Here is a 25402-nt window from a genome sequence, read left to right as displayed (position 1 = left end):
GTGGTGAGTAGAGTGCCTCGTGTGCAACCGCGATGCGCCGTAACGGGGACGGACAGGGGAAGATGGCCGCGGAGTTATTCGAAGGGCAGTATGTGTGGCATCCGGCGGCCGACGACCGTGTCCTCGCGAGCGTATGCGTCGACGTGCGCGCCGGACGTTATCTGAACGCCCGCGAAGCCTTGGTCGAGACGCGCTCCGACTTCGGCCTCCGCGCCCATCGCTCCCTGGTCATGGCCTCCGAGGCCGCCGGCTCCGACCTCGTCGAGCGCTGGCTGGCCGAGGAGCCGACCCCGGAGGCGGCCCTGATGTGGGCCAGGGTGGCCGTGCTGCGCGCGGTCCGCGCCGCCGACGCCCGTGACGGACGGGCCGAGGCCCTGGAGCGGATCGCGCTGGGCGCCTGCGACCGGGCCGCCGGCCTGGCCCCCGCCGACCCCACGCCCTGGGTCGCCAAGCTGGCCATGGCCCGGCTGCACCGGCTGCGCGATCCCGCCCCGGGCGGCCTGCTCACCGCCCCGCCCGGCCCTTGGCGGCTGTTCGCCCACGTCCTGACGCTCGACCCGTTCAACCGCGAGGCCCACCACCGCTTCCTCTCCTTCTTCTTCACGCGGTACGGCGGCTCGGTCAACGCGGCCTGGGACGTGGCCGCCTTCCTCAGCCAGCGGGCGCCCGCCGACTCCGTGCTGCGGCTGCTTCCCCTGGTCGCTCTCGTGGAGAGCTACAACCCCACCCGACTGCTCGCCGACCGTGTCTGGGAGCAGCCCCAGTGGCGCTCCACCGCCCTGGCGATCTACCACAACTGGCTTCCCGCGGTGGCCGGTTACCGCTTCACTCCGGTGCTCGACCTGGCCTACCTCGCGCACGCGCTGGTCATGGCCCAGCGCGAGTTCGAGGCCCGGGCGGTCTTCACGGTGATGGGGCCGTACGCCTCGCGCATGCCCTGGAGCGTCTTCGGTGAACCCGCCGAGCAGCTCTCCCGGGCCCGGCGTGCCTGCGGCCTGCCCGTGCCGGGGGCCGCCTGACGTCCTGCTCGACCCCTACTGAGAGAAAGGCCGATCAGTGTCAGAACGGATATCCACTCCACGGGCCGGAGCTCGCGGGGGAGAGGACCCGATCGCACTCGACGACGATGCGACCCTGCATGCGATGGGTTATCCGCGGAAACTCACCCGCCGATTCCAGGCGTTCGACAATTTCGCGATCTCCTTCACCATCATCAATATCCTCTCGGGTATTTTCTCGTCCTTCGGCTACGGTATGAACGCGGGCGGACCCCGCATTCTCGTCTTCGGCTGGATCGGTGTCTCCGTCATGGTGCTGTTCATCGGTGCGGCCATGGCGGAAATCGCGTCGGCCTATCCGACGAGCGGGGCGCTGTATTTCTCCGCCGGTAAACTCGCCAAGCGGCACAAGGGGGCCTGGTCCTGGTACACGGGCTGGCTGAACTTCGTGGGCCAGATCGGCGGCACCGCCGCCACCGGGTACGCGGCCGCCACCTTCATCCAGGCCTTCATCGCCCTGCAGTGGTCCTCGTACGAGCCGACCGCGCACCAGACGGTCCTGATCACGGCCCTGATCATCGTTCTGCAGGGGCTCGCCAACACCTACACGGTCCAGCTCGTCGCCGTCCTGAACCGGATATCCGTGTGGTGGCTGCTGATCGGACTCGTGGTGATCGTGACCACACTGATCGTGATGCCGGACCACCACCGGTCGGCGTCCTTCGTGACGCATTTCGTGAACAACACCGGTTTCACGAACGGGCTTTACGGCGGCATGCTCGGCCTGCTCGTCACCAGCTGGACCTTCACCGGCTTCGACGGCAGCTTCCACATGTCCGAGGAAACGGTCCGGGCGACGGTCAACGCCCCGAAGGGGATCACCCGTTCGATAGGTTATTCGGCGATCACCGGCCTGATCCTGATGCTGGCGCTCGTCTACAGCATCGGCGACTACGACAAGGTGGCGGGCTCGCCCGCGCCGCCCGTCCAGATTCTCATCGACGGGCTCGGCCTGGGCTGGGCCAAGGCGCTGCTGCTGATCGTGATCGGCGCGATGCTCTTCTGCGGCCTCGCCAACCTCACCAGCAACACCCGGCAGATCTTCGCGTTCTCCCGGGACGGCGCCATGCCCGGCTCCCGCCTGTGGCACTCGGTCTCGCCGCGCACCCGTACGCCGGTGAAGGCCGTATGGCTCGCGGTGGCCTGCTCCCTGGCCCTGGTGCTGCCGGGCTGGTGGTCGCACACCGCGTTCACCGCCATCGTCAGCGTCAATGTCGTCGGGCTCTTCCTCGCCTACGCCGTGCCGGTCTTCCTGCGGCTGCGGCTCGGCGACGAGTTCCGGCCCGGCCCCTGGCACCTGGGCCGCTGGGGCAGGCCGGTCGGCTGGGTCGCGGTCATCTGGGTCGTGCTGAGCAGTGTCCTGTTCATGCTGCCGCAGGCCTCGCCGATCACCGTCGACTCCTTCAACTACGCGCCGATCGCCCTGGCCGCCGTCCTGGTCGTGGCCACGGTGTGGTGGTTCGCCACCGCCCGCCGCCGCTTCCAGGGGCCGGTCAGCTACGGGCGTCCGGACGAGGTCGCGGCGATGGACCTCATCTGACCCGTGCGGCGCGGATCCCGGCGCACGTCATGCGCGTGCGCCGGGCCCGTCCGGCGTACCGGCCACCGCCAGTGGGTGAGACCAATGTTCGTGGGCGTGGCATGGGCCGAAGTGCTGGCAGGGGCATGCTGCCTCGGCCATAGTTGGCGCACAGCTGCCACTCGGACACCGGGGGTCTTCCACCCATGAGCAGAGCCGAACAGCCGTCCCGCAGAACCGTTCTGGCCGCAGCGGTCGCCGCCGCCGTGGCCGGTGGCTCGGGCCCCGCGGCCGCCGTCACCGCGTCCGTGCACGACGCGGACGACTCCGGCCAGGCCCGACCGGTCGACAACCGCGCCTGGATCACGTACTCCGACTGGCGCTCCGGTGCCGCCAAGGGAGTGCGGGCCGTGCCGGGCGCCCGGCCCGGGGTCGTGATCGCCACCCCGGCGGGCACCACCGACTACACCGATCCGCACACCGGCACGACCGCCGCCTGGGAGTACGCCACCTGGACCTCCCCGGTCCACCGGCTCCGCGTCCCCGCGACCGAGGCGATCGCCTCCTGGAACGCGCACACCCCGGCCGGTACCTGGCTCCAGGTCGAGCTGCAGGGCACGTACTCCGACGGCACGGACACCCCCTGGTACGTGATGGGCCGCTGGGCGGCCGGCGACCAGGACATCAAGCGGACCTCGGTGGACGGCCAGACCGACGGCAAGAGCACCATCTGGACGGACACCTTCGCCGTCGACGACGCCACCACCGGTCCGCGCCTGGACTCCTACCGGCTGCGGCTGACCCTGTACCGCAAGCCGGGCACCAGGCTCACCCCCACCGTATGGCGGCTCGGCGCCATGGGCTCCGCTGTCCCCGACCGCTTCACCGTCCCGGCCTCCACGCCCGGCCTGGCCCAAGAGCTGATCGTCCCGCGTTACTCCCAGGAGATCCACAAGGGCCAGTACCCCGAGTACGACAACGGTGGCGAGGCCTGGTGCAGCCCCACCTCCTCGCAGATGATCATCGAGTACTGGGGCGGCCGGCTCACCCCCGAGCAGCTCTCCTGGGTCGACCCGAGCTACGCCGACCCGCAGGTGGACCACGCGGCCCGGTACACGTACGACTACCAGTACGCCGGCTGCGGCAACTGGCCGTTCAACGTCGCCTACGCGGCCACGTACAAGGACCTGCAGGGCGTGGTCACCCGGCTCGGTTCGCTCACCGACCTGGAGACGCTGATCGCGGCCGGTGTCCCGGCCATAACGTCCCAGTCCTTCCTCAAGACCGAGCTGACGGGAGCCGGTTACGGCACCTCCGGCCATCTGATGACGGTGATCGGCTTCACCGCCGAGGGCGACGTGATCGCCAACGACCCGGCCTCGCCGGGCGACGAGGCGGTGCGGCGGGTGTACCTCAGGAGGGAGTTCGAGAACATCTGGCTGAGGACCAAGCGGTACAACGCGAGCGGCAAGGTCGTCTCGGGCACGGGCGGTGTCTGCTATCTGTACTTCCCGGCGCGTCCGAGCTCCCACCAGCGCAAGGCGCTCGCGGCGGTGGGTGTGTGCTGACCGTGTGACCAACCTCTCTGCCGCAAAAGCCGTCGCGGGTGGCAAGGTGGACAGATCGGTGGGGGATTCCACCCAGTACGTCCGACCTCAGTGAGAGACCATGACCGCACACTCAGCCACCGCCACCCGCGCCCGCACCGGCGGCCCCAAGGACGACGGCCCGAAGATCGTCGAGCACGTCATGGGCTGGACCCTGGTCGTGGTCATCGCGATGCTCGTGACCCAGCTCGGCCTGGTGTGACCCCGGGCCGCCCGAACGGGTAATGGCGTTCTGACATACTGCGGATGTCCCGCCGCCCGTTGAGACCAGGGTCTGAATTGAATATTAGTCAGCAGCCCGCCGTCGTCCGCCCCAGGGCGCGCGGCACCGAGCGCTCCATGGCGCGTCGTGCCGAACTCATCACCATCGGGCGGAAGCTGTTCGCCGACACGTCCTACGACGCGCTTTCCATGGACGACATCGCCCGGCAGGCGCATGTCGCCAAGGGGCTGATCTACTACTACTTCCAGTCCAAGCGCGGCTACTACCTGGCGATCATCCAGGACTCCGTCGCCGGCCTGGTCACCTTCGCCGCGAGCGGGCTCGAACTGGCGGCCGTGGACCGCGTCCACCGCACCATCGACAGCTACCTGTGCTACGCCGAGCACCACCAGGCCGCCTTCCGGACCATCGTCAGCGGCGGGGTCGGCTTCGACACCGAGGTGCACTCCATCCGGGACGGGGTGCGCGAGGCGATCGTCGCGACCATCGCCGAGGGGGCGTACGGGCGCAGCGACATCGCACCGCTCGCCCGGATGGGCCTGCTCTCCTGGGTGTGCAGCGTCGAGGGCGCCACCCTGGCCTGGATCGACGACCCCCAGCTGTCCCGTGACACCATGCGCGAACTGCTGGTGAAGACGCTGGGCGGAGCCCTGCGCGCCATCGAGGAACTGGACCCGTCCTACCCGGCTCCGCAGCCCGCCCGCCGGGAGCCCTGACACCGCCGGGAGCCCTGACACCGCCGGGGCGAAGGCCGCGGCCTCCGCCCCGAACCACGCGCGCAGCTCAGTTGATCGCCTTGATCAGCTCACCGCCCGCGGTGTCCCCGCTCAGCTCCCAGAAGAACGTGCCGCCCAGGCCCTGCTGGTTCTTGTACGCCATCTTCGTGGCGATGGTCGACGGGGTGTCGTAACTCCACCAGTTGTTCCCGCACTTGGCGTACGCGGTGCCGCCCACGGTGCCGTTCGCCGGGCACTTGGCCTTGAGCACCTTGTAGTCCTCGATGCCCTGCTCGTACGTCCCCGCCGCCGGTCCGGTCGCCGAACCGCCCGGTGCCGCCTGGGTGACGCCGGTCCAGCCGCGCCCGTAGAAGCCGATGCCGAGCAGCAGTTTCGAGGCCGGGATGCCCAGGCCCTTCAGCTTCGCGATGGTCGCCGAGGTGTGGTAGCCGGCCTTCGGGATGCCGGAGTAGGAGTTCAGCGGTGAGTGCGGGGCCGTCGGGCCGGTCGAGTCCCAGGCGCCGAAGTAGTCGTACGTCATCGGGTTGTACCAGTTGACGTACTGCGCCGCCCCCGCATAGTCCGCCGCGTCGATCTTGCCGCCGCTGGTGGCGTCGGCGGTGATCGCCGCGGTGACCAGCGCGCTGCTGCCGAACTTGGAGCGCAGCGCCGCCATCAGGTTCCTGAAGGCGGCCCGGCCGCTGGTGTCGCAGGTGTTGCCGCAGGCGTTCGGGTACTCCCAGTCGATGTCGATGCCGTCGAAGACGCCGGCCCACTTGGAGTTCTTCACCAGGTCGTAGCAGGACTGGGCGAATGCGGCGGGGTTCCTCGCGGCTTCGCCGAAGCCGCTCGACCAGGTCCAGCCGCCGAACGACCAGAGGATCTTGAGACCCGGATGCTTCTTCTTCAGCTTGAGGAGCTGGTTGAAGTTGCCGCGCAGCGGCTGGTCCCAGGTGTCGGCGACGCCGTCCACCGATTCGGCCGCGGTGTAGGCGCGGTCGGTCGCCGCGTAGGAGTCGCCCATCGCGCACTTGCCGCCGGTCACGTTGCCGAAGGCGTAGTTGATGTGGGTCAGCCTGGCCGCCGAGCCGGAGGTCTCGATGTTCTTGACGTAGTACTTGCGGTCGTAGGTGCCCCACTCGGTGAAGTAGCCGACGACCTTCGAGCCGGCGGCCTTCGGCGCGGTGGGAACGGCGGCGGTGGCCGTGCCCGCGCCGGCCGGCAGCCCGGCGCAGAGGGCGGCGCAACAGGCGGCGGACAGCAGCGCCCGGACGGACCTGCGGGGAGTGTGCATCGGTGTCTCCTCTTGGGGGGAGGGGAACGCGCGCCGATTGGCATGAACGCGATCAAGCGTTGGCCTGTGAGCGTAGGAGGACTAGACCACTTGGTCAATGGTTCGTACCAATTTCGGGCACGGGAAAGTCTGGGGTGGACTGTTGAAGTAAGCGGTCGTTAACTGGTGACTGGAGGTCGCTGATCGGGCATACTCACAGCGCACAGCCGCTGGTCAGCAGCTTCCGAGACCCGGGAGCGCGCGCAACGGCCGGGCCCACGAAAGATCAGGCGGCGCCGCCTCACCCAAGGCGCACGTCCGCCTATGCGCCCGACAGGGAGGAGACCGTCGCCATGTCCGACCGCGCCCCGCAACCGGTGGAGCGTCAGCTGCCCACAGACGAGGCCAGGGACCTGATCTCACTCGTCCGCGACATCGCGCAGCGTGAGATCGCCCCGAGGGCGGCCGAGGAGGAGGACGCCGGACGCTTCCCGCGCGAGGTCTTCACCCTGCTCTCGGACTCCGGACTGCTCGGCCTGCCGTACGACTCCGAGTACGGTGGCGGCGACCAGCCGTACGAGGTCTACCTCCAGGTCCTCGAGGAGCTCGCCGCTGCCCGCCTCACCGTCGGCCTCGGTGTCAGCGTGCACACCCTGTCCTCCTACGCGCTGGCCGCCTACGGATCCAAGGAGCAGCAGGTCGAGCACCTGCCCGCGATGCTCGGCGGCGGACTGCTCGGCGCGTACTGCCTCTCCGAGCCGGCCTCCGGCTCGGACGCCGCCTCACTGCGGACCAAGGCGGTGCGTGACGGCGACGAGTGGGTGATCAGCGGCACCAAGGCCTGGATCACCCATGGCGGGATCGCCGACTTCTACACCGTCATGGCGCGCACCGGCGAGGAGGGCTCCCGCGGGATCACCGCGTTCCTGGTGCCCGGCGACGCCGAAGGGCTGAGCGGCGCGATGCCGGAGAAGAAGATGGGCATGAAGGGCTCGCCCACCGCGCAGGTCCACTTCGACGGCGTGCGCGTCTGTGACGAACGGCGCATCGGCGAGGAGGGGCAGGGCTTCGCCATCGCCCTGTCCGCGCTCGACTCAGGGCGGCTCGGCATCGCGGCCTGCGCGATCGGACTGGCCCAGGCCGCGCTGGACGAGGCGGTCGCCTACGCCACCGAGCGGCGCCAGTTCGGGCACCCGATCTCCGACTTCCAGGGCCTGCGCTTCATGATCGCCGACATGGCCACCCAGATCGAGGCCGGCCGGGCGCTCTACCTGGCGGCGGCGCGGCTGCGGGACGCGGGCCGCCCGTTCGCCAAGCAGGCGGCCATGGCCAAGCTGCACTGCACGGACACCGCGATGAAGGTGACGACGGACGCCGTGCAGATACTCGGCGGGTACGGCTACACCGCCGACTTCCCTGTCGAGCGCTACATGCGCGAGGCCAAGGTCCTGCAGATCGTCGAGGGCACCAACCAGATCCAGCGGATGGTCATCGCCCGTCACGTGGCGGGTCCCGAGGCCCGCTGAACCGGTCCGGCCGCGCCGGACAGGGGTTCAGCGGTCCGAGAGCTCGCTGAAATACCCCTGCAGGATCGTGGGGGCCGCCAGCCTGATCCACTCCGGATCGTGGCGGCCCGGCAGGGTGCGGCCCCCGTCGGCCCAGACACGCATCAGATCGCGGTAGATCGGCGGATCCTGCGGCTGGGGCGGCGGAACCGATCCTGCGGGCGGGGGCACGAAGAGCCGGCGCTGACGCCCGGTCACCGTGTACGTGGGGCTCATGCCTGGGCAACGCCGGGGCGGTCGTACAGGTCACCGGCGCGCCGAATCGCGCGTGAGTTCACCGACGTCCGGCCGCACCTCTGGCCACCCCGGGCTGTCTGACGTACCGTCAGCGGCACTTCCTCAAGGGGGTCTGCCGGTGGTTGACGACCGTCCAGTACCGCTCGACGAATACCCCGTGCACCAGGTCCCGCTGTCCATGAAGCACGTGGCGACCGGGGACCGGAACGCCTACGACCGCTGCATCTTCCACGTCCTCGACCACGAGGGACGCGCCCTGCTGATCCTCGGGCTCGGCGTCTACCCGAACGCCGGCGTGATCGACGCCTACGCGACCCTGCGGACCGGCGACACCCTGCACGCCGTACGGGCCTCCGACGCGCTCGGCGACGACCGGATGCGGCTCACCGTCGGCCCGCTGCGCATCGAGGTCGAGGAGCCCCTGCGGCGACTGCGCCTGACCTGCGAGGACTCCCTCTCGTACGACATCGTCTGGACCGCCGGCTTCCCGGCCCTGTGGGAACCCCACCACGTCCAGCGCCGGGGCGGCCGGCTCACCCTGGAGGGGCGCCGCTTCGTCCAGGCGGGCCGGGTGGAGGGGGTGATCCGCACGGAGGACGAGGAGTTCCGTGTCACTGCCACGGAGTGGACCGGCACCCGCGACCGCAGCTGGGGCGTGCGGCCCATACCGGGCGAGGAGGGCGGACGGCTCGCCGAGGACCACCCGGCCGAGGGCTTCCACTGGATCTGGTGCCCTGTCCGCTTCGAGGACCGCTTCCTGATGGTCATCGTCCAGGAGGACGCCGACGGCTACCGCACACTGAACGACGCGACACTCGTGGTCCCGGGCCGGCGCGACCGCCAACTCGGCTGGCCCCAGGCGGAGATCACCTACCGCTCGGGCAGCCGCCACCCGGAACGCGCCCTCATCCACCTCGGTGACCCACGCAAACCCCTGGAGCTGGAGGCGGAGATCCTGACCTCGTCCCCGCTCGCCATCGGCGCCGGCTACCCGCCCGCCGACGACTGGCAGCACGGCATCTGGCGCGGACGCGGCTGGACCGACCGCCGTACCTATGACCTCTCGGACCCCTCGGCCCACCCCCGCGCGGCCTTCGGGGTCACCGACCACGCGGCCCGCTTCCGGCTCGACGGCCGACTCGGGTACGGCATCTTCGAACACGGCTCGTTCGGGCGGCACGACCCGAGCGGCTTCACCGGCGTCGACTCGGTCGCGCCCTGAGGGAGGCGGAGATGGCCACGGCACCCCGACCCCGTACCACCACCCGCGACCCCGAGGAACTCACCCGCCGCCTCACCTCCTGGCTCGGCACCCGGCTGCCCGGCGCCAAGGCTGTCGGGGTCACCGTCCCGGCCTCCAACGGCATGTCCAGCGAGACCCTGCTCTTCGACATCGAGCACCCCGAACCACCCTTGCGTGCCTGCGCGTTGCGGCTAGCGGCGGACCCGGCCGCGTACACGGTGTTCCCGGAGTACGACATGGTCCGCCAGTACCGCACGATGCGCCTGGTGGCGGACCGCTCGGACCTCCCCGTGCCGAAGGTGCTCTGGCTGGAGGAGGATCCCGGACCGCTCGGCGCGCCGTTCTTCGTCATGGAGCGGGTCGCAGGACGTGTCCCGCCCGACGTCATGCCCTATACGTACGAGGGCAGTTGGCTGCACACGGCGACCGACGCGCAGCGCGAGCGCCTGGAGGCGGCCTCGGTCGCCCTCCTGGCCCGGCTGCACGACCAAGTCCCGGTCGCGGAAGCCCAGTTCCTCGCTCTCCCGGGAGAGGGCGACGCACTCCGCAACCATGTCGAGGCCCAACATGCCTACTACGCATGGGTTGTTGACGGACTGGCCCGCTCACCGCTCATCGAGGCCGCGTTCGACCGGCTGACGGAACTGTGGCCGCGAGAGGTCGGCGAACCGGTGCTCAACTGGGGCGACGCACGCATCGGGAACGTCGTGTACGACGGCTTCGACCCCGTCGCCGTCCTCGACTGGGAGATGGCGGCACTGGCCCCGCGCGAGGTGGACCTCGGCTGGACCGTCTATCTGCACCGTTTCTTCCACGACCTCACGGCCGCCTCCGGCCAGCGCGGACTGCCCGGCTTCCTGCGCCGCGACCGAGTGGAGGCACGGTACGCGCGGCTCACCGGCCACACCCCGCGGGACATGGACTTCTACACGCTGTACGCCGCCCTGCGGCACGCGATCGTCATGCTGCGCGTCGCCTACCGCCAGGCGTACTTCCGTGAGGTCGCCGTCCCGCCGGACCCGGACACACTGATCCTGCACCACGGCAGTCTGCGCGCCATGGTGCAGGGCAGCTACTGGGACTGAGCGAGGCCGGTGGGCGGAGCCGATCGGCTCAGGCGGCGGCCTGCCGGCGCATCGCCGGTACGCGCATCGGGCGCGAGCCCGGGCCGCCGACGTGCGAGAAGGGCTGCGTCCGCCAGTTCAGGCCCTGGGGAAGCGTCAGCAGGAGGGCGGTGCCCTGCTCCTGCGGCTCGAAGGACTCGTCCGCGGGGCGGGCCTCGGTCGCCGCGCGGCCCGTGCCGGCACACACCGTGAGTCCGAACGGGTTCCACGGCGAGGCGCACAGCGCGTGCTCCGGCAGGACGTCCTCGTCCGCCAGCAGGGCGATGGGCTGCGCGCAGTCCGGGCAGATCACCCGGTACATCTCGAAGGTGTCGTAGTCGTCGGTTTCCTCGGCCTCGAAGGCGTCGGGTTCGACGCCCTCCGGCTCGGGCGCGACGACCGGCTGCTGCCGCTTGGACGTGGTACGACCAGGGCGCTTAAGACTCTGCATGGGATTCTCCCCCTCGGGCTGGGCCGTGAAGGCGCTGCGGCCTCGACCACAGCAAGCACTTCCCGTCCCGTCTGGGCGGTAATCACGAGTGCATCACGGAGCGCGTTCGAGCGCTGTGGCGTTCGTCACATGCCGGTTGCAGGTGCCCGGTGCGGCGGGTTTGTCCCTCAGGCAGTTCACAGACGGCTCTCCGGGACATCACGAACCGGGTGTGACCTGCGCTGCTCGGGTATCCGAGGAGATCAGGCGCACTGTAGGTTCTTGCGTCATGGAGGAGCTGGACCGTCAAATCGTGCAGCTGCTCGTCAAGGACGGGCGGATGAGCTACACAGACCTGGGCAAGGCCACGGGCCTGTCCACCTCGGCCGTGCACCAGCGGGTGCGCCGACTGGAGCAGCGTGGCGTCATCCGCGGCTACGCCGCGGTCGTCGACCCCGAGGCGGTGGGGCTGCCCATGACCGCGTTCATCTCGGTGAAACCGTTCGATCCGAGCGCCCCCGACGACATAGCGGACCGCCTCGCCGACGTCCCCGAGATCGAGGCCTGCCACAGCGTCGCGGGCGACGAGAACTACATCCTCAAGGTCCGCGTGGCCACGCCGCACGAACTGGAGGAGCTGCTGGCCCGCGTGCGGACGCTCGCGGGCGTGTCGACGCGGACGACGGTGGTCCTGTCGACGCCGTACGAGGCACGACCGCCGAAGATCTGAGACGACGGATCCGAGACGACGGATCCGAGACGACAGGGCGGAGGGGGCGGGGCCGGTGGCCGCCGGCGAGGTGCCGTAGTCACGCCAGGTCCCGCAAGTTCACGCCCCGGCACGCGCCACGGGCGGTAGAGGGGTCGGAGCCAGGCAGGTCGCCCGCTCGCGAGTCGCACCGGCGCCACGCGCCACGGATCTGCCCCGAGTGCGATGTGTGCCGCCTCACGCGAGAGACTGTCCGGCATGAGTGAGCGCCCCACCGACCCGAAGACCGTCCTGCTGCGCCGCGGGGAGGTCCACAGCCCCGCCGACCCCTTCGCCACCGCGATGGTGGTGGAGCGCGGCCAGGTGGCGTGGGTCGGCTCCGAGGGGGCCGCGGACGCCTTCGCGGACGGTGTCGACCAGGTCGTCGACCTGGACGGTGCCCTCGTCACCCCGGCCTTCACCGACGCCCATGTGCACACCACGTCCACCGGCCTCGCCCTGACCGGCCTCGACCTGTCCGACGCGCCTTCCCTGGAGGCGGCTCTGGCCCTCGTACGGGACTTCGCCGCCGCCCGCCCGGACGACCGCGTCCTGCTCGGCCACGGCTGGGACGCCTCCCGCTGGCCCGGCGGCCGCCCCCCGACACGCGCCGAACTCGACGAGGCCACCGGCGGGCGCCCGCTCTACCTCTCTCGCATCGACGTCCACTCGGCGGTCGTCACGACGGCCCTGCTGGACCTGGTCCCGGGCGCCGCCGTCCGCGAGGACGCCCCGCTCACCCGCGACGACCACCACGCCGTACGCGCCGCCGCGCTCGACGCCATCACGCCCGCCCAGCGCGCCGAGGCCCAGCGGGTCGCCCTCGCGCACGCCGCCTCCCTCGGCATCGGGTCCGTCCACGAGTGCGGCGGCCCCCAGATCTCCTCCGAGGACGACTTCGCGGACCTGCTGCGGCTCGCCGCGGAAGTGCCCGGCCCCCGGGTGGTCGGCTACTGGGCCGAGCAGTCCGACGAGGGCGTCGCCAGGGCACGGGAACTCGGCGCGCTCGGCGCCGCCGGAGACCTGTTCGTCGACGGCGCCCTCGGCTCGCACACCGCCTGCCTGCACCAGCCCTACGCCGACGCCGGTCACACCGGCACCGCCTACCTCGACGCGGACGCCGTCGCCGCGCACGTCCTGGCCTGCACCGAGGCCGGCCTCCAGGCGGGCTTCCACGCGATCGGCGACGCCGCCGTGACCGCCGTGGTCGAGGGCGTGCGCACCGCCTCGGAGAAGGTCGGCCTGGCCCGTGTCCGCGCCGCCCGCCACCGAGTCGAGCACGCCGAGATGCTCACCCCCGAGACCGTCGCCGCCTTCGCCGAGCTGGGCCTGACCGCCTCCGTCCAGCCCGCCTTCGACGCGCTGTGGGGCGGCGAGGACGGCATGTACGCCCAGCGTCTGGGCGCGGAGCGGGCTCGCACCCTGAACCCGTTCGCGGCCCTGCTGCGCGCGGGCGTCCCGCTCGCCTTCGGCTCCGACAGCCCGGTGACGCCCCTCGACCCATGGGGCACGGTCCGCGCCGCCGCCTTCCACCGGACCCCCGAGCACCGTGTCTCCGTACGCGCCGCCTTCACCGCGCACACGCGCGGCGGCTGGCGGGCCGTCGGCCGGGACGACGCGGGCGTCCTGGTGCCCGGAGCGCCCGCCGACTACGCCGTGTGGCGTACCGAGGCGCTGGTCGTCCAGGCCCCGGACGACCGCGTCGCACGCTGGTCGACCGATCCCCGTTCGGGCACCCCTGGCCTGCCCGATCTGACCCCGGGCAACGACCTCCCGGTCTGCCTGCGCACGGTGGTCGGCGGCCGGACGGTGTTCGTACGGCCGGGCGAGTGATCTAACGGGGTGGCGGGGTCGTGATCGCCCGCCGCCGCCCCGTCGCGCGACCTGCGCATCCTCCGCACTGACCAGGCATTTGGGGGTGTCTTCGCAGGTCAGGCGACTGTTGACAGCCAGCCGCAGCGGGCCGGTAGGTTCTGCCGAGTCCACCACCGGACGCCCGACCGGAGAGCCTCCGCGCACTCGTCGCAGCGCCGCTGGGTCAGGGACGGTGTGCCGCACCGGGGCATCGTCACTGGGAGCCAGGCTCAGCGCCCGCGCCGACGAGGGGACGTTCCGGCCGGTCGGGGAGGTGTGACCCGGGTGGGGCCCGGACGCTCAGTAGACAACGGCTTTCGGTCGACCCGCAGCCAGCGGGTCCCAGGTCGGCCCGAAGGGTGCCGGGCCCCCATCCGCAGAGCACACAGTCGCCGAAAAGTCACCCAAAACCACGTTCTTACCCCACTCTTGTGGAATCGACACCACCATACGAATGAGCTGTGGCTTCGGCGCAGGCCGTGGCCACTATGGTGGTCCCCTGCGTACGACATGAAGGGGCAGCAGTGAACGACGGCGACGGGACCCTCGCGGCCCAGGCCCAGGGGAGGCAGTTCGGCCCGCTCGGTACGGCCTTGGTGATCATCCCGACCTACAACGAGGCGGAGAACATCAAGACCATCGTCGGCCGGGTGCGGAAGGCCGTTCCCGAGGCGCACGTTCTCGTGGCGGACGACAACAGCCCCGACGGCACCGGCAAGCTCGCCGACGAGCTGGCGGCCGAGGACGACCAGATCCAGGTGCTGCACCGCAAGGGCAAGGAAGGCCTCGGCGCCGCCTACCTCGCGGGCTTCCGCTGGGGTCTGGACAACGGCTACGGCGTGCTGATCGAGATGGATGCCGACGGCTCCCACCAGCCCGAGGAGCTGCCGCGCCTGCTCACCGCCCTCAAGGGCGCCGACCTGGTGCTCGGCTCGCGCTGGGTGCCCGGCGGCCGGGTCGTGAACTGGCCCAGGAGCCGCGAGTTCATCTCCCGCGGCGGCAGCCTCTACTCCCGCCTCGCCCTCGACCTGCCGCTGCGCGACATCACCGGCGGCTACCGCGCCTTCCGTCGCGAGACCCTTGAGGGCCTCGGCCTCGAAGAGGTGGCCTCCCAGGGCTACTGCTTCCAGGTCGACCTGGCGCGCCGCGCGGTCAAGGCCGGCTTCCACGTCGTCGAGGTGCCCATCACCTTCGTCGAGCGGGAGCTGGGCGACTCCAAGATGAGCCGCGACATCCTCGTGGAGGCGCTGTGGCGGGTCACGGCGTGGGGCGTGGGGGAGCGGGTCGGCCGGATCACCGGCAAGGGCAAGCAGGCATAGCCGGCTCCCGTGGGCCTCACAGGCCCCGGTGATCGTCCCCTTATCCCGCACTGAGCCGGGCCCAGGCACACTGGGAGCATGACGACTGGCGCTCCGACCTCTTCGCACCCCACCCGGGCCCGGCGTTCCCGGCTGCGCAGGTTCCTGCCCTTGGGCGTGGCCGCGTGGCTGGTGCTGGAGATCTGGCTGCTGACACTGGTCGCGGGCGCGGCGGGCGGCCTCACGGTGTTCCTGCTCCTGCTCGCGGGCTTCGTCGCCGGTTCCGTGGTGATCAAGCGGGCCGGCCGACGCGCCTTCCGGAGCCTCAACGAGGCGCTCCAGCGCGGGGGCTCCCCGGAGCGCGGCGGCGGCAACGGGTTCATGATGCTCGGCGGCCTGCTGCTGATGATCCCCGGCCTGATCTCCGACGCGGTGGGTCTGCTGCTCCTGATCCCCCCGGTCCAGAAGGCCCTGAGCCGCTCCGCGGAGCGCACCGTCGACCGCAAGCTCCGCGAAGCCGCCCCCGGAAGTCTGGGCGACGCCTTCCAGCAGGTCCGTATCCACCGCCCCGACGGCAAGGTCGTCCAGGGCGAGGTCATCAGGAACGACAAGGACGAGCCGGGCGACGCCGCATGGGAACAGCGCCCCCCGCTGACCAGCTGAGCCCCTCCGGCCCGGGTCGGCGATCTCAGCCCGTCCGGCGCTTGAGGACGAGGCCGTTCAGGCCGAAGGGGGGTCCGGGGGCGCAGCCCCCAGGGCCGGTCACCCACCACGCAGAGGCAGCGGAACACGAAACCGCGGGCGCCGTACGTCGACTTCACGTACGGCGCCCGCGGTTACTTACGCGCGCTGTAATTGCGGCCCAGCCCCGCAGGGACTACGCAGACTTGCGGCTGTCCCGGGGGTGAACCGCAATGTTCATCGCCCCGGATCGCAGAACGGCCAGGCGCTCCTCGAGGACCTCTTCGAGTTCCTCGCGGGTCCGCCGCTCCATCAGCATGTCCCAATGTGTACGCGCGGGCTTGGCCTTCTTCTCCTCAGGGCCGTCGCCGTCCACGAGGAGTGCCTGGGCACCGCAAACCTTGCACTCCCACTCCGGCGGGATTTCCGCCTCGACCGAGAAGGGCATCTCGAAGCGGTGCCCCTTCTCGCATGCGTACTCCACGGCCTGGCGCGGGGCCAGGTCGATGCCGCGGTCCGTCTCGTAGCTGGTCACCACGAGGCGCGTACCGCGAAGAGCTCGCTCACTCATGAATCGTGCCTCCCGGGCTTGTCGCCCACAGGACAGGTGTCGCTGTCGTCGTCATCCGGTCAACGTCCGGTCGGCGGTAAAGATTCCCGTTCTGGGTCATGCGTCGCCGTCGTAGCCGCCCCTTGTTGTACCCACCGGCGCCCGGTTTGTCACATCTGCTAGCAGATGTCACCCAGCGTTTCGGCACCTTTGACGCGCAGTAACGGTACGCCTGGCAGGCCAAACGCGTACACTACCGCCCTTTCGCGTTGAGCGCTAAATCACTGCTAGATCTTTTCCGGAACCGGGTTGCCCGCGGCCTCGATCGCCCGCCGCACCGGAACCCGCGCGAGCAGCGCGAACCCGATGACGAAGAAGGCCACCAGCGAGATGATCGCGGAGCGGTAGCTGCCGGTCATCTGGTAGGTGATCCCGAACAGAAGCGGGCCCAGCCAACTCATGCCCCGGTCGCTCATCTCGTACGCCGAGAAGTACTCGGCTTCCTTTCCCGGCGGGACGAGATGCGAGAACAGTGACCGGGACAGCGCCTGGCTCCCGCCCAGCACCAGCCCGATCCCGGAGGCCAGCACGAAGAACCACATCGGTGCTCCGGCGGGCAGGAAGTACCCGGCACCCAGGGTGACCGTCCAGGCGACCAGCGAACCGAGGATCGTGCGCTTGGCGCCGTGCGTCCGGGCCAGCCGTCCCATCGCCAGTGCTCCCGCCACCGCCAGCACCTGCACCAGGAGCACGGCCCCGATCAGCGTCGACTGCCCGAGCCCCAGCTCCTCGGAGCCGTAGACCGATGCCTGCGAGATCACCGTCTGGATGCCGTCGTTGTAGATGAGGTACGCCAGCAGGAAGGCGAGTGTCAGCGGGTGCCGGCGCATGTCGCGGACGGTCGCCACGAGCTGTCGCAGACCGGGAGCGGTGGCCCCCGGCTCCGACCCCGGCCCCGCCGCCGTCGACCGGCGGTCGCGGAGCCGCCGCAGCGGTATGAGCGTGAAGGCCCCCCACCACAGCCCGGCCGAGGCCAGACAGACGCGGACCGCCGCCGTCTCGGACAGGCCGAAGGCGTCGTGCGCCGAGTACAGGACGAGGTTCGCGACCAGGACCAGCGAGCCGGCCGCGTAGCCGAAGGCCCACCCCCGCGAGGAGATCGCGTCGCGCTCCTCGGGCGGGGCGATCTGCGGCAGGTAGGAGTTGTAGAGCATCATCCCCACGGACTGCGCCGCGTTCGCGACGATCAGCAGCGCCCCGCCCAGCAGATACCGGTCGCCGTCGAGGAAGAACATGCCGGTCGTCGCCGCGGCGCCGGTGTACGCGGCCGCCGCGAGCAGCGGCTTCTTGCGGCCGCTGCGGTCCGCCGCGCTGCCCACCAGGGGCATCACCACGACCGCCAGGATCACCGACAGGGACACGGTGTAGGCGAAGAAGGAGCCCGCCCGCACCGGGATCCCCAGCGGATGCACGAAGCCGTCCGCGTCCGCCGCCGACTCGGCGACCGACGTGAGGTAGGGGCCGAGGAACACGGTCAGCACGCTCGTCGAATAGACGGAGCACGCCCAGTCGTAGAAGTACCAGCCGCGCTGCTCGCGCCGCCGCTCGGCCGCCTCGTCGGCGGCCCCCGTCCGCACGGTCTCGGTGCTCACCCGTGCCCTCGCCTTCCCCGCAGTGGTGCCGTGCGGAAGGCTCGGGCCGGGCCCCGGGGCGCTCAGGCCCAGACGCCTCGGTCCTCCATGACCTTGCGCAACGTGTCGATGTGATCGGTCATGATGCCATCGACGCCCAGATCCAGCAGCCGGTGCATCCGCTCCGGTTCGTTGATCGTCCACACGTGGACCTGCAGCCCGAGCGCGTGGGCCGCGCGTACGAAGCGGTGGTCGACCACCGGGACGCCCGACTGCGACTCGGGCACCTGCGCGGCGACCGCCGACCGGCGCACCGCGGCGGGCAGCCCCCAGGAGCGCAGCCGCAGGCTGAGCACACCGCGGACGCCGAACGACGTGGCCAGGCGCGGCCCGGCCAGCCGCTGGGCGCGCAGCACGCGCGCCTCGGAGAAGGAGCCCACGCACACCCGGTCCCAGGCGTTCGTGCGCTCGATCAGCTCCAGCAGGGGCCGCAGGGCCGGCTCCGCCTTGGCGTCCACGTTCCAGCGCACGTCCGGAAACGTCTCCAGCAACTCCTCGAAGAGGGGTACCGGCTCGCTGCCCCCCACGCGCGCGTGCCGTATGTCCTCCCACGGGAGGTCGGCGATCCGGCCCGCGCCGTCGGTGACCCGGTCCAGGGTGTCGTCGTGGAAGGCGACGAGCTTCCCGTCGGCGGTGGCGTGCACATCGGTCTCGATGTACCGGTAGCCGAGTCCGACCGCGCGCCGGAACTGCGCCACGGTGTTCTCCAGGCCGTCGGCGGCTCCGCCCCGGTGGGCGAAGGGGATGGGGCCCGGATGGTCGAGGTACGGGTGGCGAATGAGCGTGGTCACGGACGCAGTATCACCCGTTCGGGTGCGCCGGTGGCAACGACTGTGCTGCCGCCGGATGACGACGGGACGGCGAACACCCGCAGGAACAGCTGGGCCAGTGGGCCGATGGACAGCGCGTACAGCAGGGTGCCGACGCCGATGGTCCCGCCGAGGGCGAAGCCGGTGACCACGACTGCCGCCTCCAGGCCGGTCCGCATCAGACGGATCGAGCGGCCCGTACGGCGGTGCAGCCCCGTCATCAGACCGTCGCGCGGGCCCGGACCGAACGCGGCCGAGATGTAGAGGCCGGTCGCCGCGCCGTTGAGCACGATGCCCGCGATCAGCAGGGGGATCCGTACGGCCAGAGAGTGCACCTCGGGGACGACGGCGAGCGTGCCGTCCATGGCGATGCCGACGACGAAGACGTTGGAGACCGTGCCGAGCCCCGGGCGCTGGCGCAGCGGGATCCACAGGAGCAGCACCGCAGCGCCGACGACGATCGACACGACGCCGATGGTCAGCCCCGTGAGCTCGGCGAGCCCTTGGTGCAGCACGTTCCAGGGCTCCAGGCCCAGGCCCGCCTCGACGAGAAAGGCGGAACTCACGCCGTACAGCGCGAGTCCCACGTACAGCTGGATCAACCGTCGCCCGAGACGGCCCTGCGTGGACAAGACGTGCCCCCCTGTGTGGTGGTAGTGGCCTGACGCATGACACCCTGTGGCTTGCGAAGGAACGGCATCCATGGCCAATTCGGGGAAGGTGGACTGATCTTTATGGTGCAGTGGACCTCGGCGGTGGGTGCCGCGCAGCTCGGCCGGCTGCTCAAGTCCCAGCAGGAGCGCCCTGCGGGCCCCGGCACACGCCGCCCGCCCGCGTACCGCGCGCTCGCCGACGGTATTCGGCTGCTCGTGCTGGAGGGCCGGGTGCCGGTGGCCGCCCGCCTGCCCGCCGAACGGGAACTGGCGCTCGCCCTCTCCGTGAGCCGCACCACGGTCGCGGCCTCCTACGAGGCACTGCGCACCGAGGGCTTCCTGGAATCCCGGCGCGGCGCGGGCAGCTGGACGGCCGTGCCGGCCGGGAACCCGCTGCCCGCTCGTGGCCTCGAACCGCTGCCGCCCGAGGCGCTGGGCTCGGTGATCGACCTCGGCTGTGCCGCGCTGCCCGCCCCCGAGCCATGGCTCACCCGGGCCGTGCAGGGCGCCCTGGAGGAGCTGCCGCCGTACGCCCACACCCACGGCGACTACCCGGCCGGACTGCCTGCCCTGCGCGCGATGATCGCCGAGCGCTACACCGCGCGCGGGATCCCGACCATGCCCGAGCAGATCATGGTGACGACCGGTGCGATGGGCGCCATGGACGCGATCTGCCACCTCTTCGCGGGCCGTGGCGAGCGCATCGCCGTCGAGTCCCCTTCCTACGCCAACATCCTCCAGCTGATGAGGGAGGCGGGTGCCCGCCTGGTGCCGGTCGCGATGGCGGAGGGGCTGTCCGGCTGGGACATGGACCGCTGGCGGCAGGTGCTGCGCGAGGCCGCGCCACGGATCGCGTACGTCGTCGCCGACTTCCACAATCCGACCGGGGCGCTGGCGGACGAGGACCAGCGGCGCCGCCTGGTGGACGCGGCCCGCTCGGCGGGCACCGTGCTCGTCGCCGACGAGACGATGAGCGAGCTGTGGCTGGACGAGGACCTCGACGGCGCCGCGATGCCCCGCCCGGTGTGTGGCTTCGACCCGGCGGGATCGACCGTGATCACGGTCGGCTCGGCCAGCAAGGCCTTCTGGGCGGGGATGCGCATCGGCTGGGTGCGCGCGGCCCCGGACGTGATCCGCAGTCTGGTCGCCGCGCGCGCCTACGCCGACCTGGGCACCCCTGTTCTGGAGCAGCTGGCCGTGAACTGGCTGTTCAGCACGGGTGGCTGGGAGCAGGCGGTGGACCTGCGGCGAGGCCAGGCCCGCGAGAACCGGGACGCCCTGGTGACGGCGGTACGGCGGGAACTGCCCGAATGGGAGTTCGAGGTGCCGCAGGGCGGCCTCACCCTGTGGGTGCGGGCGGGGGGTCTGTCGGGCTCGCGCCTCGCGGAGGCCGGGGAGCGGGTCGGGGTCCGTGTCCCGTCCGGCCCCCGCTTCGGCGTCGACGGGGCCTTCGAGGGGTACGTGCGGCTGCCGTTCACCGTGGGAGGAGCGGTGGCGGAGGAGGCGGCGACGCGTCTGGCCGCGGCGGCCCGGCTGGTGGAGACGGGAGCCCCGGTCGGAGGATCCGAGGCCCCACGAACGTTCGTGGCGTAGCCGCCGTAGCCGCCGTAGCCGCCGTGCCGCCGTAACTGCGGGCAGTCGTGCCGCTGGGGCGGCACGGGTGGGCGCAGCGGCACCCCGTCAACGCCGGGCTGCGCGCCTCACCCCCCGGCACCGACTCCGGGCACCGCTCCCTGCTCCGCTCAGGAACTCTCCGCCCCCACGGCATCCGCAGCCACCGGCGCAGAATCGACCGGCGCAGAATCGACCGGCGTCCGCCGCGGCGGCAGCATCGCCAGCACCGCCTGCCGGTCGGCGTCGCTCGCCGCGTCGTCGTACGGGTCCGGGGTGGACGGCACCTGGAGCCGGAGGACGGGCCCACTGCCCAGGCGGGCGTACCCGCGCCCCGGCGGGACATGGGCGAGCGGCGTCGTGTGGGGCGGCACGCCCAGCACAGCCTCCACCAGCGCAGGCGCCGCAGGCCCGAGCACGACCCGCGCCCGCGTGTGCTGCCGTACGGCGTCGCTGAGCACGTCCGCGCCGTCGAACTGTTCGGCCACGACCACCGTCACATTGGCCGCACGGCCGTGCCGCAGCGGCACCTGCAGCAGGGCCTGCGGATCCTTGCCCCCGTCCGAGGCGGCGAGGTGGGCGAAGACGCTCGGACGGTCCAGGACGATCCACAGGGGCCGCTTGGTGTCGTCCGGCGGCAGATGCCCCGCCTGCCGGGCCCGGCCGGCCGCGATGAGCCGACGCTCGGTCTCGTGCGCGGCCCACTCCAGGCTGGCCAGTGCCCCGGTCAGCCCGCACTCGACCGCCAGGACCCCGTCCCGGCCGCTCAGGCACGCGTACTCGCCGGTGCCGCCGCCCTCCACGATCAGCACGTCGCCGTACTGGAGCGCCTGGAGGGCGACGCAGCGCAGGAGCGTCGAGGTGCCGCTGCCGGGCTGGCCCATGACCAGCAGGTGCGGCTCGGTGGAGCGGATGCCGGTGCGCCAGACGACCGGCGGGACGTCGCGCTGTTCCTCGCCGTAGGCGAGGGGAAGCGTGCGCTGGACCTCGGTGGGATCGGTGAAGCCGAGGACGGTCTCGCCCGGCGCGGTGACGAAGTGCTGGGCGGCGATGTCGGTGGGCAGGGAAGCGAGGACGGTGACCGTGAGCTGGTTGGCCTCCTCCTCCCAGGCGAAGTGGTACTCGCGGCCGCGTCCGGCCTTCGCGGCGAGCAGATGCTCGATCCGCGTGCGTTCCTGGGGCTCGCCGTCCGGGAAGTACGCCGGGTAGCGGATCACGAGGTGGGACACCCGTCCGGCGTCGTCGAACTCGCTGGCGGGGAAGGCCTTCTCCCACTCCCCGCCGTGGATGTACAGAGGTGCCGGGTCCTCGGGGGCGCAGAAGTAGGGCACCAGCGCCTCGTAGAGCGACTGCAGCCGCTCCGCCTGGGACTCGTCGGGTCCCTCGGGCTCCGGCTCGGCGCGGTCCCGGCCCTGCCAGGCTGCCGCCGCCATCAGCGCGATGACGGCGAGCAGAGGTCCGTACGGCACCAACGCCACGACCAGGAAGACCGAGGCCACCAGGAACAGCAGCGGCCCCCGTTTGTCCTTGGGTGTCTCCGCCCACTTGCGCCGCCCGGCCGAGGCCAGCCGGCGCAGTCCGCGGGTGACGGTGATCAGCGGGTGGAGTACGTCGGTGGCGCTGTCGGCCGCCGTCCGGGCCAGCTCCCGGCTCCGGGCGATCTGTGCGCTGCCGTTGCTCAGGATGCGGGGGAGGGGGCGCCGGGCCACTGATGTCTCCTGTTGGTGCGTACGGGCGAGTGGGGCGGCTTCAGAACTTGATGCCGCCGAGCAGGCTCGCCAGGCTCTCGCCGCCCGCCTTGATGCTCGGGGCGATGGCCGTGCTGGCGAGGTAGAAGCCGAAGAGAGATGAGACGCAGGCGTGCGATGCCTTGAGGCCGTCCTTCCGGAAGAAGAGGAAGACGATGATGCCGAGCAGGACGACGCCTGACATGGAGAGAATCATTTGCGGTCTCCTGGTGTCGAGGGGGGACAGTCACCATGAGTTCTTCCAGGATCACAGCATGTATCCATACGACAAAAGGTGCAACCGAGTGGATTTCGCCCATTTTCCCTCGGTCGGCCCAGGGGTTCGGGCCCGTTTGGGCAGGACTCCGGGCGTGCGGAGGGCGGGACTCTTGCGTCCGGCGGCCGCTGCGGTGATCTTTACCTCGGGCACATCGGGTCATGTGCCGCGGAAGCCAGTAGGCTGGCGATTCACCCGTACGGCTGCAACCGCTCGCTGCCGTACGCTCTGTCAGTTCCTCAGAAGCCCCCGAAGTCCGCAGGAGAGGTGGTCCGGCCGATGACTGAAGCCCCCGGCCCCGAGGTCGTGGAGCTGGCGACCAAGATCTTCGATCTGGCCCGCAGGGGGCAGACCGAGGCGCTCGTGGCGTACGTCGATGCGGGCGTTCCGGCCAACCTCACCAACGACCGCGGTGACTCCCTGGTGATGCTCGCCGCGTACCACGGCCACGCCGACGCGGTGCGCGCGCTGCTCGCCCGGGGAGCCGAGGCGGACCGGGTGAACGACCGAGGCCAAACTCCGCTCGCCGGGGCGGTGTTCAAGGGTGAGCAGGAAGTGATCGAAGTTCTTCTCGAAGCCGACGCGGACCCCACGACGGGTACTCCGTCGGCCATCGACACCGCGCGGATGTTCGGTAAGAAGGAACTGCTGGAATTGTTCGGCGCACACTGATCCGAACGTCCTGACCAGGAACGACACGGAAAACGGGGGAGGCGGTAAAGGGCCGCCGGAAATACGGTCGCGGCAGGAGAAACCCGCGAGTCATCATGACGTCGTGATTCACGGACGTGATGGCTGGGCAGGTGTTGCCGCACCGCGCGGGCCGTGATGCGGTCCGCATGGGCCACTGACGAGAGGCAGAGAGAAATGGTCAGCAGCAAGCAGAAGACGGCGGGCGCCCCGACGTTGTGTCACGCGGCCAGGTAGTGCGTGTTCCCCGGTTGCGTCGACGCTTGATGTGAGGCTGTTTCCCATGTTCGATCCGGTCATAGCGCCCAGCGGTACGCTGCTCGGCCTGCTCCAGCGGGGCCGCGGTGACGGCACGCTGCACGCGCTCACCGCCCCGCGCGCCGAGGCGCTCGCGGCACTGAACCACTGTGTGCTGAGCGACCCCCGCCACGACTGGCAGGTGGAGAACCGCTCCCTCTACTACGCCCGGCTCTACCTCGACCTCAACGGTGAGCTGGACGCCATCGAGGCGCACCTCTTCGACGCCGAGGACATGCTCGACTCCGACGAGTCCCGCACTGGCCTCGCGCTCGCCGTCCTCGGGCACCTCGCCTCCTACGGCAGGCGGGACGCCCTCGAACTGTTGCGCAGGTACGCCGCCCTCGGTTCCAACTGGGCCTGGGCCCTCGACGAACTCGCCCTCCGGGACGACGACGCGGGCCTGCGCGCCCTCGCCGCCCCCGTCCTGGCCCGCTTCTCCACCGACGCCGAGGGCGAGGCCGAGCTGGCCGCGGCCGTGCGCGACGCCTTCGAGCCCCGGCCGTGGCGGCTGTGGGCCGAGGATCCGCGCGAATCCGTCGCCACGCGCGTGCGTGCCGCCCAGGAGGCGGGCTGCTTCGACCGCTGGCAGCGGCAGATGCGACCAAGCGGGCCCCGGCCGGGGTGGAGCGTGCAGGCGGTCTTCGAATGGGCCCAGCAGGGCATCGAGCGCGGCGCGGCCCTGCACGTCCCGGCCGCCCGCTGCCTCGTCGCCGTCGCGGGCCCCGAGGACCGGCCGGAGATCGTCCGGGCCGCCAAGGACGGCACCGAGGGAGCCCGGTGCACCGCCCTGCGGTACCTCGCCGACAGCCACGATCCCGACGCCCTCGACCTGATCGAGGCCGCGGTGACCGACGGCACGACGCTCGTGGTGGAAGCCGCCGTCGACGCCTTCGAGCGGATGCGCACCATCGCCGCCGTCGACCGCGCCCGCGGCTGGGCCCACCGGCCCGACGCCCTCGGCGCCGCTGCCGGACGCATGCTCGCCTGCCGCGGGGGAGCCCAGGACAGCGACCTCGTCCTCGGCGCCCTTCGGGAGGCCGTACGGGGCGAGGGCCCCGACGCGCCGACCCTGTGGACTCTTGTCGACGGCGCCGGACGCCTCGGCATCGTCTGCGCCGCACCCGTCCTGCGTCACATTTACCGCGAAACGGCGTCGTCCCATCTGCGCGGTCGCGCCGCCCGCGCCCTGGCCGCGACCGACCCCTCCTTCCCCGCCGGCTTCGCCGTCGAATGCCTGTGGGACTGCGAGGAGACCACCCGCGAAATCGCCGCCCGGCACGCCGAGACCGGTGATGCCAGGGTCGTCGAGCAGCTACGCCGGCTCGCCGCCGATCCTGCCGAGGAGGCCGAGGTCCAGACAGCCGTACGCAGCCGGATCGCACCTGACGGGCCCACCGCGTGAACTCGGGGTGACTCGCGGGTCAGGAGGGCATGGACGCGGTCTGACCTGCTCGGGTGTGCAGCACAACGCTCATGGGACGTTCCCCGTTCGGAAAGATCCAAGTTGACGCGGCCACGTCCGGCACGGCGAGAACACCC

The 25402-nt window shown here is 71.3% G+C and carries 24 protein-coding genes; 15 read left to right on the top strand and 9 right to left on the bottom strand.

Going from position 1 to position 25402, the window contains the following annotated elements; genetic code table 11:
- Positions 1-62 precede the first annotated feature (62 nt).
- The 5 genes from ACIPSA_RS20540 to ACIPSA_RS20520 all read left to right on the top strand — a co-directional run bounded on the left by ACIPSA_RS20540 (position 63) and on the right by ACIPSA_RS20520 (position 5123).
- Complete coding sequence (locus tag ACIPSA_RS20540) at positions 63-1019, top strand: hypothetical protein (protein WP_402636877.1); 957 nt, start codon at positions 63-65, stop codon at positions 1017-1019.
- Positions 1020-1056: 37 nt separating this feature from the next.
- Complete coding sequence (locus ACIPSA_RS20535) at positions 1057-2598, top strand: amino acid permease (RefSeq protein ID WP_402636874.1); 1542 nt, start codon at positions 1057-1059, stop codon at positions 2596-2598.
- A 185-nt stretch (positions 2599-2783) separates the two neighbouring features.
- Entirely contained in the window at positions 2784-4145 is a 1362-nt protein-coding gene (locus tag ACIPSA_RS20530; protein ID WP_402636871.1) for a peptidase C39 family protein, read from the top strand.
- Between the two features lie 100 nt (positions 4146-4245).
- Positions 4246-4386 carry an SCO1431 family membrane protein gene (locus tag ACIPSA_RS20525; protein WP_402636868.1) on the top strand — a complete coding sequence of 47 codons (141 nt, stop codon included), beginning with the start codon at positions 4246-4248 and terminating at the stop codon, positions 4384-4386.
- Positions 4387-4463: 77 nt separating this feature from the next.
- Complete coding sequence (locus ACIPSA_RS20520) at positions 4464-5123, top strand: TetR/AcrR family transcriptional regulator (protein ID WP_402636865.1); 660 nt, start codon at positions 4464-4466, stop codon at positions 5121-5123.
- 67 nt (positions 5124-5190) lie between these two features.
- On the opposite strand, the gene ACIPSA_RS20515 is transcribed toward ACIPSA_RS20520, so the two are convergent.
- Positions 5191-6417, bottom strand: coding sequence for a glycoside hydrolase family 18 protein (locus ACIPSA_RS20515; protein ID WP_402636862.1), 1227 nt, complete (start codon positions 6415-6417; stop codon positions 5191-5193).
- A 332-nt stretch (positions 6418-6749) separates the two neighbouring features.
- Between ACIPSA_RS20515 and ACIPSA_RS20510 the strand changes: the two genes are divergently transcribed.
- Positions 6750-7922, top strand: coding sequence for an acyl-CoA dehydrogenase family protein (locus tag ACIPSA_RS20510; RefSeq protein WP_402636859.1), 1173 nt, complete (start codon positions 6750-6752; stop codon positions 7920-7922).
- A 27-nt stretch (positions 7923-7949) separates the two neighbouring features.
- On the opposite strand, the gene ACIPSA_RS20505 is transcribed toward ACIPSA_RS20510, so the two are convergent.
- Positions 7950-8177, bottom strand: a complete 228-nt coding sequence (locus ACIPSA_RS20505) for a hypothetical protein (RefSeq protein WP_402636856.1) — start codon at positions 8175-8177, stop codon at positions 7950-7952.
- Positions 8178-8316: 139 nt separating this feature from the next.
- On the opposite strand from ACIPSA_RS20505, the gene ACIPSA_RS20500 reads away from it, so the two are divergent.
- Positions 8317-9420: a hypothetical protein gene (locus ACIPSA_RS20500; protein ID WP_402636853.1), complete on the top strand. Its 1104-nt coding sequence runs from the start codon at positions 8317-8319 to the stop codon at positions 9418-9420.
- Positions 9421-9431: 11 nt separating this feature from the next.
- Positions 9432-10526, top strand: a complete 1095-nt coding sequence (locus ACIPSA_RS20495; protein WP_402636850.1) for a phosphotransferase family protein — start codon at positions 9432-9434, stop codon at positions 10524-10526.
- 28 nt (positions 10527-10554) lie between these two features.
- On the opposite strand, the gene ACIPSA_RS20490 is transcribed toward ACIPSA_RS20495, so the two are convergent.
- Positions 10555-10995, bottom strand: a complete 441-nt coding sequence (locus tag ACIPSA_RS20490) for a hypothetical protein (protein ID WP_402636847.1) — start codon at positions 10993-10995, stop codon at positions 10555-10557.
- 268 nt (positions 10996-11263) lie between these two features.
- Here ACIPSA_RS20490 and ACIPSA_RS20485 point away from each other — a divergent pair, with 268 nt between their 5' ends.
- From ACIPSA_RS20485 to fxsA, 4 genes are all read left to right on the top strand, one after another.
- Positions 11264-11704 carry an Lrp/AsnC family transcriptional regulator gene (locus ACIPSA_RS20485; protein WP_402636844.1) on the top strand — a complete coding sequence of 147 codons (441 nt, stop codon included), beginning with the start codon at positions 11264-11266 and terminating at the stop codon, positions 11702-11704.
- A 237-nt stretch (positions 11705-11941) separates the two neighbouring features.
- Entirely contained in the window at positions 11942-13555 is a 1614-nt protein-coding gene (locus ACIPSA_RS20480) for an amidohydrolase (RefSeq protein ID WP_402636841.1), read from the top strand.
- Between the two features lie 545 nt (positions 13556-14100).
- Positions 14101-14895: a polyprenol monophosphomannose synthase gene (locus tag ACIPSA_RS20475; RefSeq protein ID WP_402636838.1), complete on the top strand. Its 795-nt coding sequence runs from the start codon at positions 14101-14103 to the stop codon at positions 14893-14895.
- A 78-nt stretch (positions 14896-14973) separates the two neighbouring features.
- On the top strand, positions 14974-15537 hold the full coding sequence (gene fxsA / locus ACIPSA_RS20470; RefSeq protein WP_402636835.1) for an FxsA family membrane protein: 564 nt from the start codon (positions 14974-14976) through the stop codon (positions 15535-15537).
- Positions 15538-15751: 214 nt separating this feature from the next.
- On the opposite strand, the gene ACIPSA_RS20465 is transcribed toward fxsA, so the two are convergent.
- The 4 genes from ACIPSA_RS20465 to ACIPSA_RS20450 form a co-directional block, all read right to left on the bottom strand.
- Positions 15752-16126: an RNA polymerase-binding protein RbpA gene (locus ACIPSA_RS20465; protein WP_003977404.1), complete on the bottom strand. Its 375-nt coding sequence runs from the start codon at positions 16124-16126 to the stop codon at positions 15752-15754.
- A 266-nt stretch (positions 16127-16392) separates the two neighbouring features.
- A complete protein-coding gene (locus tag ACIPSA_RS20460) occupies positions 16393-17757 on the bottom strand; it encodes an MFS transporter (RefSeq protein WP_402636833.1) in 1365 nt (454 codons plus the stop codon).
- Between the two features lie 62 nt (positions 17758-17819).
- Complete coding sequence (locus tag ACIPSA_RS20455; RefSeq protein WP_402636830.1) at positions 17820-18587, bottom strand: glycerophosphodiester phosphodiesterase; 768 nt, start codon at positions 18585-18587, stop codon at positions 17820-17822.
- Positions 18584-19237, bottom strand: a complete 654-nt coding sequence (locus ACIPSA_RS20450) for a YitT family protein (protein ID WP_402636827.1) — start codon at positions 19235-19237, stop codon at positions 18584-18586. The genes ACIPSA_RS20455 and ACIPSA_RS20450 overlap by 4 nt, the downstream gene beginning before the upstream one ends.
- 102 nt (positions 19238-19339) lie before the next feature.
- On the opposite strand from ACIPSA_RS20450, the gene ACIPSA_RS20445 reads away from it, so the two are divergent.
- The gene (locus ACIPSA_RS20445) at positions 19340-20851 is read left to right on the top strand and encodes a PLP-dependent aminotransferase family protein (RefSeq protein WP_402636824.1); all 1512 of its coding nucleotides are present in this window, start codon (positions 19340-19342) and stop codon (positions 20849-20851) included.
- 149 nt (positions 20852-21000) lie between these two features.
- On the opposite strand, the gene ACIPSA_RS20440 is transcribed toward ACIPSA_RS20445, so the two are convergent.
- Positions 21001-22578: a hypothetical protein gene (locus ACIPSA_RS20440; RefSeq protein ID WP_402636821.1), complete on the bottom strand. Its 1578-nt coding sequence runs from the start codon at positions 22576-22578 to the stop codon at positions 21001-21003.
- 40 nt (positions 22579-22618) lie between these two features.
- Positions 22619-22813, bottom strand: a complete 195-nt coding sequence (locus tag ACIPSA_RS20435) for a hypothetical protein (RefSeq protein ID WP_235455802.1) — start codon at positions 22811-22813, stop codon at positions 22619-22621.
- 339 nt (positions 22814-23152) lie between these two features.
- Here ACIPSA_RS20435 and ACIPSA_RS20430 point away from each other — a divergent pair, with 339 nt between their 5' ends.
- On the top strand, positions 23153-23545 hold the full coding sequence (locus ACIPSA_RS20430; RefSeq protein WP_402636818.1) for an ankyrin repeat domain-containing protein: 393 nt from the start codon (positions 23153-23155) through the stop codon (positions 23543-23545).
- Between the two features lie 301 nt (positions 23546-23846).
- On the top strand, positions 23847-25265 hold the full coding sequence (locus tag ACIPSA_RS20425; RefSeq protein ID WP_402636815.1) for a HEAT repeat domain-containing protein: 1419 nt from the start codon (positions 23847-23849) through the stop codon (positions 25263-25265).
- The last annotated feature ends 137 nt before the right edge of the window (positions 25266-25402 follow it).

Origin of the sequence: Streptomyces sp. NPDC086549 (genome assembly GCF_044746205.1) — a bacterium.
In the GTDB taxonomy this organism is placed as follows: Bacteria; Actinomycetota; Actinomycetes; order Streptomycetales; family Streptomycetaceae; genus Streptomyces.
This window is presented reverse-complemented; position numbering and strand designations above follow the sequence as displayed.

Bases quoted from the DNA above. Each gene is read 5' to 3' on its own strand.
- ACIPSA_RS20540 (WP_402636877.1), top strand. From the start codon at position 63: ATGGCCGCGGAGTTATTCGAAGGGCAGTATGTGTGGCATCCGGCGGCC.
- ACIPSA_RS20465 (WP_003977404.1), bottom strand. From the start codon at position 16,126: ATGAGTGAGCGAGCTCTTCGCGGTACGCGCCTCGTGGTGACCAGCTAC.
- fxsA (WP_402636835.1), top strand. From the start codon at position 14,974: ATGACGACTGGCGCTCCGACCTCTTCGCACCCCACCCGGGCCCGGCGT.
- ACIPSA_RS20510 (WP_402636859.1), top strand. From the start codon at position 6,750: ATGTCCGACCGCGCCCCGCAACCGGTGGAGCGTCAGCTGCCCACAGAC.
- ACIPSA_RS20515 (WP_402636862.1), bottom strand. From the start codon at position 6,417: ATGCACACTCCCCGCAGGTCCGTCCGGGCGCTGCTGTCCGCCGCCTGT.
- ACIPSA_RS20480 (WP_402636841.1), top strand. From the start codon at position 11,942: ATGAGTGAGCGCCCCACCGACCCGAAGACCGTCCTGCTGCGCCGCGGG.
- ACIPSA_RS20435 (WP_235455802.1), bottom strand. From the start codon at position 22,813: ATGATTCTCTCCATGTCAGGCGTCGTCCTGCTCGGCATCATCGTCTTC.
- ACIPSA_RS20530 (WP_402636871.1), top strand. From the start codon at position 2,784: ATGAGCAGAGCCGAACAGCCGTCCCGCAGAACCGTTCTGGCCGCAGCG.
- ACIPSA_RS20505 (WP_402636856.1), bottom strand. From the start codon at position 8,177: ATGAGCCCCACGTACACGGTGACCGGGCGTCAGCGCCGGCTCTTCGTG.
- ACIPSA_RS20430 (WP_402636818.1), top strand. From the start codon at position 23,153: ATGACTGAAGCCCCCGGCCCCGAGGTCGTGGAGCTGGCGACCAAGATC.
- ACIPSA_RS20525 (WP_402636868.1), top strand. From the start codon at position 4,246: ATGACCGCACACTCAGCCACCGCCACCCGCGCCCGCACCGGCGGCCCC.
- ACIPSA_RS20485 (WP_402636844.1), top strand. From the start codon at position 11,264: ATGGAGGAGCTGGACCGTCAAATCGTGCAGCTGCTCGTCAAGGACGGG.
- ACIPSA_RS20495 (WP_402636850.1), top strand. From the start codon at position 9,432: ATGGCCACGGCACCCCGACCCCGTACCACCACCCGCGACCCCGAGGAA.
- ACIPSA_RS20445 (WP_402636824.1), top strand. From the start codon at position 19,340: ATGGTGCAGTGGACCTCGGCGGTGGGTGCCGCGCAGCTCGGCCGGCTG.
- ACIPSA_RS20425 (WP_402636815.1), top strand. From the start codon at position 23,847: ATGTTCGATCCGGTCATAGCGCCCAGCGGTACGCTGCTCGGCCTGCTC.
- ACIPSA_RS20490 (WP_402636847.1), bottom strand. From the start codon at position 10,995: ATGCAGAGTCTTAAGCGCCCTGGTCGTACCACGTCCAAGCGGCAGCAG.